Below are 15,981 nucleotides of genomic sequence, written 5' to 3' on the forward strand. Positions count from 1 at the left end.
CTTCGGTCCGCGGCGCCGCCGAGGACCACATGGCGACCTGTGCCCCGGGGCCGCGGGTCCGACCGGCCGACAGGTCGGCCGCCGCGCCGTCGGCCGAGGCGCCCCCGCCCAGGCCACGGCTGGCGTAGCTGCGCGAGAGGTCCGGGGCATATCCGGTGACAGTGGACAGATGCACCAGATGTGGTTCACTCCGCCCGGCCGACCCGGACCACCGCCGTCCTCCCTCGTCCGGCGCCTGCGCGCCGCCGCGCGGACTTCGCGGTTCCGGCTGGAGCGGGCCGTGGCGGGGCGGGTGCGTGGCGGCGCGGCGGGGCGGGTGCGTGGCGGCGCGGCGGCGGACGGCGCCGGGCGGCCCGTGCCGCTGCTGCCCCCCGTGCACCTCTCCCTCCGCGACAGCCGCACGCTGAACCTCGCGGTCCCGGCGGGCGCCGTCCTCGCAGGTCCGGGGCGTGCTCGGCTGCTGATCTCCCGCGGCCACCGCAGGATCGCCGTCCCCCTCGCCCACGAGCGGCACACCGGCGCCGCCCCGCTCCTGACCGCCACCGCGACCCTGCGCGGCATGCGGGACGGTGTGTGGCGGCTCACCGTCGAGGCGCGGGGCGCCGACGGGCGCGTACGGCGGCACGGGCTCGCGACCGCCGAGGCCGGGGCGCCGCCGGCGACGCCGACCGCGCCGCACGCCCCCGACCCGCTGACCGGCACGCTCGTGCGGGTCGTGCGCAGCCGCACCGGGCGGGCCGTGCTGCAGGCGACCCGGTCCCGGCCGCGCGCGGAGCTGGTGCGGTTCGTGCCGTCCGGGGACGGCATCACCGTGCACGGGCGGCTCGTCGCGGGCGCCCCCGCGGGTGGCCGGGCGGCGGCCGTGCGGCGGCGGGACGGGCTCGTCGTACCGGCGGAAGTGGGGTGGCGTGGGCGGGAGTTCACGCTGCGGGTGCCGCTGGGGGCGATGGCCGGGGCGGGGGCGGGGCAGTGGGTGTGGGACTTCAGGATCGGCCCGCTCCCCCTCGGACGGTGGCTCTCCGACGTACGCGACCCGTCGGCGGCCTACCCCACCCCCTTCCGCCTCTACGCGCTGCCCGGCGGCGCCCTCGTCCGCGCCCACGCCCACTTCACCGCGTCCGGCGCCTTCGCGGTCACCTGCTGGGACATCACCGCCGTCACGGAGGAGAGCTCATGAAGATCACGTACCTGCTCGGCTGGGGCGACGAGATGGGCGGCACGGAGCTCGCCACGTACACCCAGGCACGCCACCTCGCGGACCGTCCCGGCATCGAGGTCGAGGTCGTCTCCGTCTTCAGGACGCGCGCCGAGCCGTTCTTCGCCGAGGCGCGCGAGCTGCCCGTACGGCACCTCGTGGACCGCACCGCGAGCCCCGAACGGCCGGTGCGCGAGAGCGGGTTGGACGATGCCGCCTGCCGCACGCTCGCCGCGCTGCCCAGCGAGCTGATCAAGCCCGCCTGGGAGGACGCCTTCGACCGGCTCTCGGACGTCGAGATGACCGCAGCGCTCGGCACGCTCGACACCGACGTCCTCGTCACCACCACGCCCGCGCTGCTCGCCGCCGCCGTGGCGCTGGTGCCCGCGCGGGTCGTCACCGTCCACCAGGAGCACCGCCCCACCCAGCGGCGCGGCCCGTCGGGCGAACCGCTGCTGCTGCACGCGCCGCGCCTGGACGCCCTGGTCACGCTGACCGAGCGCACCCGCGACTGGATCGCGGAGTCCCTCGGCGACACCGCCCCCGAGCTGGCCGTCATCCCGAACTCGGTGCCCGACGGCTTCCGGCCGCGCGCGGACGGCGAGGGCAAGGTCATCGTCATGGCGGCCCGGCTGACCGGCGAGAAGCGCGTCGACCACGCCGTGCGCGCCTTCGCCCAGGTCGCCGACGCGCACCCGGACTGGACGCTGCGGATCTTCGGCGGCGGCCACCGCGAGCGGCACCTGCGCCGCCTGGTCGACGGATTCGGCCTGCACGACCGGGTCGAACTCCTCGGACCCTGCCAGGACATGGCAGCGGAGTGGGCCAAGGCGGGGCTCAGCCTGATGACCGCGGGCCACAACGAGGCGTTCCCGCTGGTGCTCCTCGAAGCGCTCGCCGCCGGGGTGCCCGTCGTCGCGTACGACGTGCTGACGGGCCCCGCCGAGATCGTGCGGCACCGCGTCGACGGGCTGCTGGTGCCGCCGGGCCAGGTCATGGAACTCGCGCGCGCCATGGACGAGCTGATGGGGGACGCCGCGCTGCGGCGGGAGTACGCCCGCGCGGCCCGCGAGGGCGTCTACGCCCGCTTCTCCTCGGCGGACGTCACCGCGCGCTGGGAGGAGCTGTACACGCGGCTCGTGGCGGAGCGCGAGCGGCCCGAGCGGCTGCGCGGGCGTGCGGACCGGGTGGCGCTCGGCGTCGCGTCCGGCGGCAGCGGCTTCCGGCCCACCGCCCCGCACACCTTCGACGCCGCGGCCGGCGCGGCCGAGCACGCCCGCGAGGAGGAGATCCTCGCCGCCGACACCACGGGCCGCCTCATCCGCTCGGTGGGCCGGCTCGCCGAGCGGCGCGACGACATCCTCGCCCCGCGGATGGCCGACTGGAACCTGGAGCTCACCGCGGCCGCCCTGGAGTCGCAGGACGTGCCCTACGTGCTCGTCCGCACCTCCGGCGGGGCCGCCCACACCCTGGCCGTGGCCGAGGACGACCGGGACCTCGCCCTGAAGGCCCTTGCCGGGGCGCTGCGCGGCAGGCCCGTCTACGCCGAGCTGGTCAACCCGCGGGACGCGCCGCCCGGCACCGTGCTCGCCGAGCGCCTCGACTCCATCGGCGAGGTGGCGGGCGTCAAGGTCTTCAAGCCGGTCACCACGACCACCCTGTCCCTACGGCACGGCGCGGGCCTCGCCTGCACGGTGGCGTTCTGGACACGTACGCCCGAGGGCTCCTGCCGCGTCCCCTTCGGCTCGACGCTCGCGGGCGCCGAACTGCCCTCGCTCACACCGACGGCGACGCTACGGGTGGCCGACCGCTCCTACCCGACCCTCGACGTGTTCACCGAACTCCTGGTCAAGGACGTCGACTTCCCCATCGACGCGGTCTACACCTGGGTCGACGACTCCGACCCCGAGTGGCGCGCCCTGCGTGACGTGACGCGCGGCGGCGGCGACCCGTCGGCCGACAACGGCGCGGTGCGCTTCCGCAACCGCGACGAGCTGCGCTTCTCGCTGCGCTCGCTCGCGATGTACGCGCCGTGGGTCCGGCACGTGTACCTCGTCACGGCGGGCCAGGTCCCGCCCTGGCTCGACCGGGACCACCCGGGCCTGACGGTCGTCGACCACCGCGACCTGTTCGCCGACCCCGACGCGTGCCTGCCGACCTTCAACTCGCACTCCATCGAGTCCCAACTGCACCGCATCGAGGGGCTCTCGGAGCACTTCCTCTACTTCAACGACGACATGTTCCTCGGCCGCCCCACCGCCCCGGACACCTTCTTCCTCAGCAACGGCCTCGCCCGGTTCTTCTGGTCGTCGGCGTCGGTGCCCGCGCCGGCTGTCTCGGAGGCCGACGAGGGGTATCTCGCGGCGGCGAAGAACAACCGCGAGCTGCTGCGCGGCGCGTTCGGCAGGACGACGACGCACAGCTTCTTCCACGTGCCGTACGCGCTGCGCCGCAGCGTCCTGCGGGAGATCACCGAGCGCTTCCCGCAGGAGCTGGCGGCGACGGCCCGCAGCCGCTTCCGCTCCCGGAGCGACATCGCGCTCGTCTCCTCGCTGTACCAGCACTACGCGTACCTCAGTGGCCGCGCCGTGCCGGGGACGGTTGCCTACGACTTCGTGGACATCGGGGACCGCGCCGACCACGCACGGCTCGGGCGGCTGCTGCAGAACCGGGACAGGACCGCGTTCTGCATCGGGGAGTCCCCCGACGGGGGCGTGCCCGACGAGGAGATGGCGCTCGCCATCCGGTCGTTCCTCACGGCGTACTTCCCGGTGCGCTCGCCCTACGAGGCGCGTTCGGGGAGCTGAGCGCCGCCGCCCATGAAGAGCCGCCGGACCACGCGTTCGGCGGCCCTCCCGTCGTCGTAGGGGCAGAAGCGCGCCCGGAACGCCGACCGGAGCCGGGTGGTCTCCGGCGTGTCCCAGCCGCCGAGCCGGAACAGCGCGGCGAGCTCCTCCTCGGTGGTGGCGACCGCTCCCGGTGTCTCGCCGGGCCGCCCGGAGAGCAGGTCGAAGTAGGTGCCGCGCGCGAGGCGGTAGGCCTGCCAGTCGGGGGCGTAGGTGACGATCGGGCGGTCCAGGCAGGCGTAGTCGAACATCAGCGACGAGTAGTCCGTGACGAGCGCGTCGGCGGCCAGGCACAGCTCCTCGATGTGCGGGTGGCCGGTGACGTCGACGAGCTGCGGGTGGCTCTCCAGGCCCGCGTCGGCGCCGTAGAAGTAGTGGGCGCGCACGAGCACGGCGTACGAGGGGCCGAGCCGCTCGGCGAAGCGCCTGAGGTCCAGGCGGGGCAGGAACCCCTTCTGGTAGTCGCGGTGGGTGGGCGCGTACAGGAGGACGGTCCGCCTGTTCTCGACGCCCAGCTGCTCGCGGACGCGCACCACGTCCTCCTCGCCGGCCGAGAAGTACACGTCGTTGCGCGGGTAGCCGGCCTCCAGGGACTCGTACGCCAGGGACGGGTAGACGCGCTCCCAGACCTCCGTGGAGTGCGGGTTGGCGGAGAGGCTGAAGTCCCACTGGTCGGTGTGGTCGAGGACCTTCTGGAAGCTGATGCCGTGCGTGCCTGCCGGGTAGCGGCGCTGGTCGAGGCCCATCGTCTTCAGCGGGGTGCCGTGGTGGGTCTGGAGGTAGACCTGGCCGGGGCGCTTGGTGAAGCCGCCGGGGAAGCTGGAGTTGTTGACGAGGTAGGTGGCCGTGGCCATCGTCTGCCAGTAGCGCCGAGAGCCCTCGACGACGTACTCGACGCCGGGCGGCACCCGGTGCCTGTTGCGGCTTGAGACCACCCACACGCCCCGGATGTGCGGGACGAGCTCGCGGGCCTTGGCGTGGATCGCGGCCGGGTTGCAGGAGACGCCGCGGTTCCAGTAGGCGCCGTAGACCGCGAGGTGCGGGTCGAGGGAGCGGCGCAGGTCGCCGCGGTAGGCGGCGCGCATGGCGCGGGTCCGCAGCTTCTTCTTCTGCCGCTTCAGCTGCCGGGCGACGCGCAGCCGCCGCGCCCCGGCCTTCCGCAGCCGTTCGTACGCGCCGTACGACCCCGCGGCGAGCGCTCTGGCCCCGGGGGTGGGGGGCGCGGCGCCCGCCGTCCCGTACCCGCCTGCCCCGTACGCGCCGTGCAGCCGGGAGGCCGCGTCGAAGAAGTCGCGCCGGTCGCCCTGCGCGATCCGGCCGGGGTCGTCGAGGACGGTGAGCAGGTGGGCGACGGCGTGCGGCAGGAGCCGGGCGCGCTCCTCGGGGCTCGCGGCGACGAGCAGCTGCTCGTACCGCTCGACGAGGGCGAAGTGCGCCCTGCCCGGCGTCTTGGCGAAGCCGCCCGCGCGCCGCTCGCGCCAGCGCACGCAGGGCCGGTCGAGGACGGCGAGGCGCTCGCCCGCGCGCAGGGTGGCGCTCTGGACCGGCACCACGTCCTCGTACGGGCCGTCGGAGAAGGCGAGCTCGTGCTCCTGCCAGAAGCCGCGCCGGAAGAAGCGGTTCCAGGCGGCGGGGGTGGCGGCCAGCGGGTCGCCCGTGAGGTCGTCACCGCCGGGGCGGACGTTCTCCCACCAGTCGACGCGCTCGTGGGCGCAGAGCAGGACGTCCGGCTCGCCCGCCGCCGAGAGCGCGGCGTCGACGGCTTCGAGGGCGCCGGGCAGGAGCAGGTCGTCGCCGTCGAGGAAGAGGAGGTGGTCGCCGGTGGCGCGGCCCGCGCCGAGGGTGCGGGCGGGTCCTGGGCCGGCCCGGTCGGGGAGGCGGACGAGCCGGGTGCGCGGGTCGCGTTCGGCGTACTCCGCGGCGATGGCGCCGCTGGCGTCGGGTGACGCGTCGTCGACGACGATCAGTTCGAGGTCGCCGAAGGACTGGGTCAGCACGGAGTCCAGGCATGCGCGCAGATACCCCTGGACGCGGTGGACGGGGACGACAACCGAGAAGCGCGTCATGGAGCCGACCGTAGCCAGCGGGACACCGCCTGTCGAAGACCGTTCGTCACTCTTTGGGGTGGTCGGGGGCCAGGAGTGTGACCGTGGGGAGCCGCGAGCGGGCAAGGGGGACGAATATGCCGTTATCCCCACGAAAGGCTGGTCCCTGGTGCAGCCCCGTCTCAGCGTCGTCGTACCCATCTACAACGTCGAGGAGTTTCTTCAGGAGTGCCTGGAGTCGATCGCAGGGCAGACCGTGGACGGGCCGGGACTGCTTGGCGGGCCCGGGGCGCGGGGCGGCCTCGAGTGCATCCTCGTCGACGACGGCTCGACGGACGGCAGCCCGCGCATCGCCCGTGAGTTCGCCGCCAAGGACCCCCGTTTCGTCTACGTCCGCCAGCGCAACGCCGGACTGAGCGCCGCCCGCAACACCGGGGTCCGCAAGGCCTCCCCCACCGCCGAGTACCTGACCTTCGTCGACAGCGACGACCTCGTACCGCACGACGCCTACGAGCGGATGATCGCGAGCCTGGACCAGACCGGCTCCGACTTCGCGAGCGGCAACGTCTGGCGGCTCACCGAACGCGGCCGCTCCCAGGCCTGGCAGTACAAGTGGCTCACCGAGCCGCGCGCCCGCACCCACATCGGGCGCGACCTGGACCTGCTCTCCGACCGCGTCGCCTGGAACAAGGTGTTCCGCCGCTCATTCTGGGACCGGCACCGCTTCACCTTCCCCGAGGGCAAGCTCTACGAGGACACCCCGGTGATGATCCCGGCGCACTTCCTCGCCGGGTCCGTGGACGTGCTCAGCGACCACGTCTACTACTGGCGGGTCCGCGAGGGCTCGATCACCCGGCGGCGCACCGACGTCAAGGGTGTGCGCGACCGGATCGCGGCCTGCGCGCACGTCAGCGCCTTCCTCGCCGAGCACGCGCCGGAGATGAAGAAGACGTACGACGCCTCCTGCCTGCGCGACGACTTCGTGTACTTCCTCGAAGGGCTGCCGATGGGCGGCCCCGAGTACCGCGCCGCGTTCATGACGGACACCGCCGCGTTCCTGCGCCGCGCCGATCCGGACGTGCTCGCCGGGCTCCCCGTCGACCTGCGCGTCAAATGGCAGCTCGTCCGCGAGTCGCGCACCGCCGAACTCATCGAACTGCTCACCTTCGAGCGGACCAACGGCACGGCCTTCCACGTCCGCGGGAAGGTGCGGCGCAGCGCCGCGTACCCGGGGGTGGGCCGGGTACCGGAGAAGCTGGCGCGCCTGGGGCGGGACGACCTGCCCGTCGTGGCGCGGGTGAGCGAGGCGCGGTGGGGCGCCGACGGGAAGCTGCACATCAGCGGGTACGCGTACGTACGCAACCTGGGGGCGAGCAGGCCGGGACACTCCGTCAAGGCGGGCCTGCTCAAGTCGGCGCACAGCAGACGGCACGTCCGCCGCGTGCCGACGCGGACGGTCGCCGCGCCCCGGGCCACCGAGGAGTCCCGGCAGCGGCTGCACTGCTACGACCTGTCCGGCTTCGAGATGACCGTCGACCCCGAGCAGCTCAGGACCGGCGGGCGCTGGGCGCCGGGGAACTGGCTGTTCGGCGTGGTCGTCGCGGGCCGCGGCACGGTGCGGCGGGCGGCCGTGCGCGCCGCGGAGGGGGCGTCCGCGCAGTCCGTGGTGCGGGAGCTCGGCGAGGGGCTGCGGCTCGTCCTCGGCTTCAGCAAGGGCCGGCTCGTGCTGCGCGTCCAGGAGTACACGGCGCGCGTGGACGCCCACCGGCGCGACGGCGACGACGTGGTGCTCTCCGGCGCGCTGCCCCGCCGTGCGCGCCCCTCGCTGCTGCGCCTGACCCACGCGCCCTCGGAGACGGAGTTCGACTGTCCGGTGCGGGTCGCGGGCGACCGCTTCGAGGTCCGCGTACGCCTCGGCGACCTGGAGGCCGTGGCGCCCACCCCGCATCTGGCGCCCAAGGAGGTCGAGCCGCCGCACGGCGACCGCTGGCAGGCGGCCCTCGTCCTGCCCGACGGCACCCCGGTCCCCCTGGCCGCCGCGCTCGACCTGCCGCCGGGACGGTACGCGTCGGGCGCGGGCCGGGAGCTGTGCGCCACCGCCAACGACCGGGGCGCCCTCGTCGTCGAGCTGACCCGGCAGCCGATCGCCGACCGGGTCTCCTGGGGCGATGACGGCACGCTGACCGTGGAGGGCTCGATGGCGGCGGCGAGCTGGGCCGGGCCCGAGCTGGTGCTGCGGCACAGCAGCCGCGACGAGGAGCTCGTGGCACCGGCCACCCTGGACGGCGGCCGGTTCCGCGCGGTGATCGCGCCGGGCGGCGGGGCGCTGCGCGAGGGGCGCTGGTACGCGTTCCTGCGGGAGGCGGCCGGGGTCCCCGAGGGCGCGGCGGGGCGCGCCGAGGACGGGATGCCCGTACGGCTGCTCGCCGCCGAGTCCGTGCGGCTGCCCCTCCACCGGACCGTGGAGGGCCGGGAGTTCACCGTCGACCGGCGGTTCGGCGACCGGCTGCTCGTCACCGCGGGGTCGGTGCTCGCGCGCTCCGAGCGCGGCGCCTACCGGCAGCACCGGCTGCGCACCGTCCACTACCCGAGCCGCCGCACGCTGCCCCTGACCGACGCCGTCCTCTACTTCGACGGGGACTCGCCGCGCGCCGTCCACGAGGAGCTGGTGCGGCGCGGCGCCGCCGTCGAGCACCTGTGGGTCACGCACGACCAGCAGACCCCGGTCCCGGCCGGCGCGCGGGGCGTCGAGGAGCACAGCGCCGACTGGTACGAGGCGCTGGCCCGCTGCCGCCGCATCGTCACCGCGGGCCACCTGCCGGACTTCTTCGAGCGCCGCGCGGGCCAGACCGTCGTCCAGACCTGGCCCGGCGCCCCGCTCAAGCGCATCGGCACCGACCTGACCGACACCCTCTACGCCGACCACGGCCACCTCGACGCGCTGCCGAGGCTCTCCCGCCAGTGGGACGTGCTCGTCTCGCCCAACCGCTTCTCCACCCCCCACCTGGGGCGCGCCCTCGCCTACGACGGCGAGGTCCTCGAAGCGGGCTCGCCCCGCAACGACGTGCTGTTCGCCGAGGACCGCCAGAAGGTCGCCGACCGGGTCCGCCGCGAACTCGACATCGCGCCGGACAAGCGGATCGTGCTGTACGCGCCGACGTACCGCGACCACCTCGCGTACTCCCCCGGCCGGTTCCGCTACGAGCCCGCGCTCGACTTCCGCGCGGTCGAGTCCGTGCTCGGCGACGACCACGTGCTGCTCGTGCGCAAGCACCCGCTGACGGCGGGCAGGCTGCCGGGCGCCCGCGCCCCCTTCGTGCGCGACGTGACCGCCCACCCGCGGGCCGCGGAACTCCTGCTCCTGGCCGACGTACTGGTCACGGACTACTCCTCGCTGATGTTCGACTTCGCGCACACCGGGCGCCCGATGCTCTTCCACGCCTATGACCTGGAGCACTACCGCGACACGGTGCGCGGCTTCTACCTCGACTTCGAGACGCACGCCCCGGGCCCGCTGCTCGCCTCCACCGGCGAGGTCGTCGAGGCGCTTCGCGACCTGGACGCGATCGCGGCCCGGCACGCGGAGGCGTACGCGGCGTTCCGCGAGTCGTACTGCGACCTGGACGACGGCGGGGCGGCGGCCCGGGTGGCACAGAGGCTGATGCGGTGAGCGGCGCGCTGCTGACGCGCCGGGCCTGCCACGGCGCGACGGCGCTGGGCGGCGGGTCGCGCCGCCGCCCGAGCCCCTACCTCGTCCTCGGCGGTCTCTTCTGGCTGGTGATGTCGCTGGCGTTCTGGCGGGTCCCGATGTGCTGCGACTTCGGCCAGCACGCGGCCGTCGTCGAGCGCCTGAAGGAGAACCTGCTCCACCCGGCCCACCCGATGGCCGACCTGCCGGGCCGCGGCAGCGCGTACTACTCGCCGTACGCCGTGGCGCAGGGACTGTTCGCCAAGGTCACGGGCCTCGCGGGCTGGGAGGTCGTGAAGGTCTCAGGACCGCTGAACCTGCTCGTCCTGCTCACCGGCATCGGCCGTTTCGTCCGCGTCCTGACGCCGCGCCCGTGGGCCCCGGTCCTCGCACTGGCCGCGATGGTGCTGCTGTGGGGCACCCGGATGGCGTGGTGGAGCGGCTATCTGGGCCTGATGTCGATGACGGGGAACCTCGGCTACCCCTCGACCTTCGCGATCGGCCTGGCGTTCTGGGCCTGGGCGTGGGCGGGATCGCTGGCCCGTGCCGCGCGGCCCGGCTGGTGGCCGTACGCGGGGCTCGGCGCCCTGTGCGGTCTCATCCTGCTCGTCCACCCCATCTCGTCGGTGGCGGCGGTGCTCGGCGTCGTCGCGTTCGCGGCGTCGGGCCGTCTGGTGTGGCCCTGGCCGGCAACGGCCGCCACCGCGGCGGTGGTTGCGGCGCTCTGGCCGTACTACAGCGTCTTCTCCCTGGTCGGGGACGCGTCCGTCGACTGGATCCACCGCCAGCTGTACACGGAGATGCCGCAGCGCTTCTGGCTGGCGCTGCTCGGCCTGCCCGCCCTGTGGCTGCGCCTGCGCCGGGACCGCAGGGATCCGCTGGTCCTGATGTTCGCCCTGGAGTGCCTGGTCGTCGCGTACGGCTGGGTCAGCGGCCACTACACGTACGGCCGCATCCTCGGCCTGACCCTCGTGCCCCTCCAGTTCGCCCTGGCCATCGAGCTCGCGGCGCCCCGCCCCTGGGGCTGGCGGCGCGGCGCGCTCGCCGGGGCCGCCGCGCTCGGTGCCTGCGTCGGGTTCTTCCAGATCCAGGCGGGCGCCGTCGTGCCGCGCGCCCTCGACCCCGTCGGCTTCGACCAGCCACCGCGCTGGCCGGGCTACGAGTGGGCCGTCGGCCACATGCGCCGGGGCGACGTCGTCCTGACCGACGGCTACCGCCCCACCCGCTCCGTGCCCGGCTACGGCGCCAACCTCCTCGCGCCCGCCTGGCCCGACGCCTCCCTCGACGAGGCCGTCCGCAACCGCCGCCTCGCGGCCGTGCGCGCCTACCTCGCCCCCGGCTCCACGCGCGCCGAACGCGCCGCGATCGTCCGCCGCTACGACGTGCGGTGGCTGCTGCTCACCCCCCAGCAGAAGGCGCCGCCGGAAGCGGTGATCGTGGACTGGAGTCCGCATACCGGGGAAGTACTCGCACGGGTGACGTCCGCACATTGAGAGGGCCGGCGCCGGGCATGCCCCGCCCACGAAAACCCCCTTAATCGGATAATTACGAGCAGCATCTAAAATTTCCACTGTGGAACGCACCCTGCCCCAACCGTCCGCCCAGAACCAGGCCTCCCGCGGCCAGGTCTCCGTCGTCGTGATCGGCTACAACGACGCCGCCCACGTCGCGGACGCCGTGCGCTCCGCGCTGCGCCAAGGACCCGCGGTCCGGGAGGTGATCGCCGTCGACGACTGCTCGACGGACGACAGCGTCGCGGTCCTGGCCGCGCTCGCCGACACCGACCCCCGCGTCCGTGTGATCCGCCGGGAGACCAACAGCGGCGGCTGCGGCACGCCGCGCAACGACGGCATCGACGCCGCCGCCGCGCCGTACCTGATGTTCCTCGACAGCGACGATGTGCTGCCGCCCGGCGCGGTCGGCGCGCTGCTCGCCGCCGCGCACCGGCACGGCAGCGAGGTCGCCGCCGGGCTGTGCGTGCGCCGCGAGCTGCCGTCGGGCCGCGAGGTGCCCTGGCAGCCCGAGCTCTACACCAAGGCGCGGCTCGTCGCCCGCCCCGAGCTGCGCACCCGGCTTGTCCACGACACGCTCTGCGTCAACAAGCTCTACCGCACGGACTTCCTGCGCGAGCACGGCATCCGCTTCCCCGAAGGCCGCTTCGTCTACGAGGACTTCGTCTTCACCGCGCGCATACTGGCCGCCGCCCCGCGCATCGCGCTCGTCCCCGACACCGTCTACGTCTGGCACGTGCGCCGCGCCGCCGCCAAACTGTCGATCTCCCTGGACCGCTCGGGGATCGCCAACTGGCAGGCCCGCATGGAGGCGCACCGCCAGTCCGTGGAGATCCTGCGGGACGCGCGCGGCACCGGCGGCAAGCGGCTCGCGCGGGCGGCCCGCGCCAAGTTCCTCGAACACGGCCTGCGCATGTACACCCGCGAACTCACCTCGCGCGGCAAGGAGTACCAGCGCGAGTGGTGGGCCCTCACCCGCGCCTACCTGGCGACGTTCGACGACGCCGACCTCGACGCGGCGCCCGCGCCGGGCCGCGTCATCGCCCGCGTCCTGCTCGCCTCCGAGGAGCCGCGCGACCTGGCCCGCCTCAAGCAGGTGGCGGCGCGCCCCGCGCGGCTGTCCCCGCCGTACGCGAGGGCGGCCGACACCACGCCCGTCTGGGCGGACGACCTCCCCCAGGTCACCCTGGAGCACCTGCTCGTCCGCCCCGTGCGCCTGCTGCCCATCGCGGTCGACGGCGAGCTGCGCCCGGCCGCGGGCGGCTCGCGGCTGACCCTGCGGCTGCGCGAGCTGTACGGGCGCGTCGCGGACGCGGGCCCGGCCACCGTCGACGTCGAGCTCGTGCCCCGCAACGGCGGCCAGCCGGGACTGCGCAGGACGGCGGCCTTCACCCCCGAGAAGCCGGGCGAGACCTGGACGGCCACGGCCCTGCTCGACCTCGGGTCACTGGCCGACGGGGTGTGGGACATACGCCTGCGGCTGCACTTCGACGACGGGACGACGCGCGACACGACCGCGAACGCCGTCTCAGGGCCCGGGCTGCTGCGCCGCACGGTGGTGCCGAGCAGGCGGCGCGGCATCCTGCTCGTCCAGCCGTACGCCACCCAGGCCGGGAACCTCTCGGTGCGGCTCGCGCCCGGCGTGCGGGGGGTGGCCGGCGTCGCGAAACGGCGCGTCGCCCGGCTCGCCCGCTCCGTGCGGGGCGCCGTCGGGGGCCGTTGACACGCATCGGACAACGCCTCTGCGACACTGCACCTCACGCACCACACTCGCGACAAGACGGGACAAGACGACCATGACCTGGCTGATCACCGGCGGCGCCGGATACATCGGGGCGCACGTCGTCCGCGCCATGACGGAGGCGGGCGAGCGGGCCGTGGTCTACGACGACCTGTCCACCGGCATCGCCGAGCGCGTCCCCGACGGCGTACCGCTGGTGGTCGGCTCGGTCCTCGACGGTGACCTGCTCACGCGCACCTTTGAGGAGCACGCGGTCACCGGCGTCGTCCACCTGGCAGGAAAGAAGCAGGTCGGCGAGTCGGTGGAGCGCCCGCTGCACTACTACCGGGAGAACGTCGAGGGCCTGCGCGCCCTCCTGGACGCGGCGGTCGCGACGGGCGTCGCCCACTTCGTCTTCTCCTCCTCCGCCTCGGTGTACGGCATGCCCGACGTCGACCTCGTCACCGAGGACACGCCGTGCCTGCCGATGAGCCCGTACGGCGAGACGAAGCTGGCCGGCGAGTGGCTGGTCCGGGCGGCGGGCCGCGCCCACGGCCTGGCGACGGCGTCTCTGCGCTACTTCAACGTGGCGGGAGCGGCGGCGCCCGGCCTCGCCGACACCGGTGTCTTCAACCTCATCCCGATGGTCTTCGAGAAGCTCACCGACGGCGAGGCCCCGCGCGTCTTCGGCGCGGACTACGCCACCCCCGACGGCACCTGCGTACGCGACTACATCCACGTCGTCGACATCGCCGAGGCCCATGTGGCGACGGCCCGCAAGCTGGCGTCCGCCGCGCCCGGCACGGACCTCACCCTCAACATCGGCCGCGGCGAGGGCGTCTCGGTCCGCGAGATGACGGACCTGATCAACGACGTCACCGGCTACGACACCCCCGCGCAGGTGACGGCCCGCCGCCCCGGCGACCCGGCCCGCGTGGTCGCCTCCGCGGACCGCATCGCCACGGAACTCGGCTGGTCCGCCAAGCACGACGTGCGCGAGATGGTGGCCTCGGCGTGGGCGGGCTGGCTGCGCCTGCACCCGACGGCGGAACGCCGCTAGCGCCTGCCCTCGCCTTCCCGCCCGCCTCACCCGGCGGCGTACCCGTAGACCGCCGAGTCCCCCAACTCCTCCTCGATCCGGATGAGTTGGTTGTACTTGGCGGTGCGGTCGGAACGGGACAGGGAGCCGGTCTTGATCTGGCCGCATCCGGTGGCGACGGCCAGGTCCGCGATGGTCGTGTCCTCCGTCTCCCCGGAGCGGTGGGACATGACCGCCGCCCACCCGGCCCGCCGCGCGGCGCCCACCGTCCCGAGCGCCTCGGTCAGCGTCCCGATCTGGTTGACCTTGACCAGGACCGCGTTCGCCACTGCGGTACGGATGCCGTCCCGCACCAGCGCCTCATTCGTGCAGAACACGTCGTCGCCGGTCAGCTGGCAGCGGCCGCCGACCCGCGCCGTCAGCTCGCGCCACCCGTCGAGGTCGTCCTCGGCCATCGGGTCCTCCACCGAGACGATCGGGTACGCGTCGATCAACCGGGCGAAGTAGTCGACCTGTTCGGCAGAGGTACGCCGAACTCCCTCGCCCTCGTACACGTACACGCCGTCCCGGTGGAACTCCGAGGACGCCGGGTCCATGACGAGGCCGATGTCCGGTCCCGGCCGGTACCCGGCACGCTCGATCGCGGCCATGACGAAGTCGAGCGCCTCCTCGGCCGTACGCAGCGCGGGCGCGAAGCCGCCCTCGTCGCCGACGGCGGTGGAGTGCCCCGCGGCCAGCAGATCACGGCGGAGCGTGTGGAAGACCTCGGAGCCCATCCGGACCGCCTCGGCGAAGGTCCGCGCGCCCACCGGCGCGATCATGAACTCCTGGAAGTCCAGCGGGTTGTCGGCGTGGGCGCCGCCGTTGACGATGTTCATCATCGGCACCGGAAGGACCCGGGCGTCGGCCCCGCCGAGGTAGCGGTACAGCGGCTGCCGGTGCGAGAGCGCGGCGGCCTTCGCGGTGGCGAGGGAGACGCCGAGCAGGGCGTTGGCGCCGAGCCGCGCCTTGGTGGGCGTGCCGTCGAGCGCGACGAGCGTGGCGTCAAGGCCCGTCTGGTCGTCGGCGTCGCGCCCGGTGACGGCGTCCGCGATCTCACCCTTCACATGGGCCACGGCCCGGTCGACACCCTTGCCGTGCCAGCGCTCGGGGTCGCCGTCGCGCAGTTCCACGGCTTCGCGGGCGCCGGTGGAGGCGCCGGAGGGGACGGCGGCCCGGCCCAGAGATCCGTCGGCGAGGACGACGTCGACCTCGACGGTGGGGTTGCCGCGGCTGTCGAGGACGGCGCGGGCGGTGACACCGCGGACGGCGGTCTGTGCGGGCATGGAGGTTCCTCCCCGTTGTCGCGTGCCGGACCCTGGCTGCGACGACGCTGGCGCTGGACCCGACGCGACGAAACTGTACAGCACGGCTGTTCAGTTGCACTGTTCAGTTGTGCTGTTCACCATTGCTGCTCAGTTCCGCTGCGCAAAGCCGCTTCCGGGTTAAAGTGCCCTATGCCCACCCCGGAAGCCGCCGCCGTCGCCGCCGAACTGCGTACCGCGATGGGCAAGCTCACCCGGCGCGTGCAGCGCGAGGACCGCATCCCGCACGGGCAGATCGCCGTCCTCGGGGTGCTGGACCGCGACGGCGCCATGACCACCAGCGACCTCGCGAACGATCAGCGCGTACGCCCCCAGTCGATGGCCCGCGCGGTCGGCCTCCTCCTCGATCAGGGCCTGGTCGCCCGCAGACCCCACCCGACGGACGGCCGCAAGACCCTCCTGGAACTCTCCCCCGCGGGCCGAACCGCACTGGACGCGGAACGCGGCCGCAGGGCGGGCTGGCTGGCGGTGGCCATCGAGGCCGAACTGACGGAGGAGGAGCGGCAGGTGCTCTCGCGCAGCGCGACCCTCATGGACCGCCTGGCCGCACGCCGCCCCGACCTCGACCGCTAG

At 74.3% G+C, this 15,981-nt stretch carries 9 protein-coding genes; 7 read left to right on the forward strand and 2 right to left on the reverse strand.

Translation table 11 applies throughout. The annotated features are described in order from the left end of the window. Positions 1-169: 169 nt before the first annotated feature. On the forward strand, positions 170-1,177 hold the full coding sequence (locus AC07DI_RS13510) for a hypothetical protein (protein WP_478904371.1): 1,008 nt from the start codon (positions 170-172) through the stop codon (positions 1,175-1,177). Continuing rightward, positions 1,174-4,002 carry a stealth conserved region 3 domain-containing protein gene (locus AC07DI_RS13515; protein WP_478904372.1) on the forward strand — a complete coding sequence of 943 codons (2,829 nt, stop codon included), beginning with the start codon at positions 1,174-1,176 and terminating at the stop codon, positions 4,000-4,002. The genes AC07DI_RS13510 and AC07DI_RS13515 overlap by 4 nt, the downstream gene beginning before the upstream one ends. Here the strand turns inward: AC07DI_RS13515 and AC07DI_RS13520 are convergent. Continuing rightward, the gene (locus AC07DI_RS13520; RefSeq protein WP_478904374.1) at positions 3,978-6,107 is read right to left on the reverse strand and encodes a bifunctional glycosyltransferase/CDP-glycerol:glycerophosphate glycerophosphotransferase; all 2,130 of its coding nucleotides are present in this window, start codon (positions 6,105-6,107) and stop codon (positions 3,978-3,980) included. The two genes, AC07DI_RS13515 and AC07DI_RS13520, sit on opposite strands and share 25 nt — an antisense overlap. A 148-nt stretch (positions 6,108-6,255) precedes the next feature. On the opposite strand from AC07DI_RS13520, the gene AC07DI_RS13525 reads away from it, so the two are divergent. The 4 genes from AC07DI_RS13525 (at position 6,256) to galE (ending at position 14,065) form a co-directional block, all read left to right on the forward strand. Beyond that, positions 6,256-9,756 (forward strand): bifunctional glycosyltransferase/CDP-glycerol:glycerophosphate glycerophosphotransferase, encoded by a 3,501-nt coding sequence (locus AC07DI_RS13525; RefSeq protein ID WP_478904376.1) that lies wholly within the window; start codon positions 6,256-6,258, stop codon positions 9,754-9,756. Then, positions 9,753-11,267 carry a hypothetical protein gene (locus tag AC07DI_RS13530; RefSeq protein WP_478904378.1) on the forward strand — a complete coding sequence of 505 codons (1,515 nt, stop codon included), beginning with the start codon at positions 9,753-9,755 and terminating at the stop codon, positions 11,265-11,267. Before AC07DI_RS13525 ends, AC07DI_RS13530 begins: the two co-directional genes overlap by 4 nt. Positions 11,268-11,346: 79 nt before the next feature. Next, the gene (locus AC07DI_RS13535; protein ID WP_384255041.1) at positions 11,347-13,008 is read left to right on the forward strand and encodes a glycosyltransferase family 2 protein; all 1,662 of its coding nucleotides are present in this window, start codon (positions 11,347-11,349) and stop codon (positions 13,006-13,008) included. A gap of 73 nt (positions 13,009-13,081) precedes the next feature. Beyond that, complete coding sequence (gene galE / locus AC07DI_RS13540) at positions 13,082-14,065, forward strand: UDP-glucose 4-epimerase GalE (RefSeq protein WP_478904381.1); 984 nt, start codon at positions 13,082-13,084, stop codon at positions 14,063-14,065. Positions 14,066-14,091: 26 nt separating this feature from the next. Here the strand turns inward: galE and eno are convergent, their stop codons facing one another. Then, positions 14,092-15,369, reverse strand: a complete 1,278-nt coding sequence (eno, locus tag AC07DI_RS13545; protein ID WP_478904383.1) for a phosphopyruvate hydratase — start codon at positions 15,367-15,369, stop codon at positions 14,092-14,094. A 171-nt stretch (positions 15,370-15,540) separates the two neighbouring features. Here eno and AC07DI_RS13550 point away from each other — a divergent pair, with 171 nt between their 5' ends. After that, positions 15,541-15,981: a MarR family winged helix-turn-helix transcriptional regulator gene (locus AC07DI_RS13550; RefSeq protein WP_478904385.1), complete on the forward strand. Its 441-nt coding sequence runs from the start codon at positions 15,541-15,543 to the stop codon at positions 15,979-15,981.

Source organism: Streptomyces sp. NPDC044106 (assembly GCF_056433985.1).

Bases quoted from the DNA above. Each gene is read 5' to 3' on its own strand.
- eno (WP_478904383.1), bottom strand. From the start codon at position 15,369: ATGCCCGCACAGACCGCCGTCCGCGGTGTCACCGCCCGCGCCGTCCTC.
- AC07DI_RS13550 (WP_478904385.1), top strand. From the start codon at position 15,541: ATGCCCACCCCGGAAGCCGCCGCCGTCGCCGCCGAACTGCGTACCGCG.
- AC07DI_RS13520 (WP_478904374.1), bottom strand. From the start codon at position 6,107: ATGACGCGCTTCTCGGTTGTCGTCCCCGTCCACCGCGTCCAGGGGTAT.
- AC07DI_RS13515 (WP_478904372.1), top strand. From the start codon at position 1,174: ATGAAGATCACGTACCTGCTCGGCTGGGGCGACGAGATGGGCGGCACG.
- galE (WP_478904381.1), top strand. From the start codon at position 13,082: ATGACCTGGCTGATCACCGGCGGCGCCGGATACATCGGGGCGCACGTC.
- AC07DI_RS13510 (WP_478904371.1), top strand. From the start codon at position 170: ATGCACCAGATGTGGTTCACTCCGCCCGGCCGACCCGGACCACCGCCG.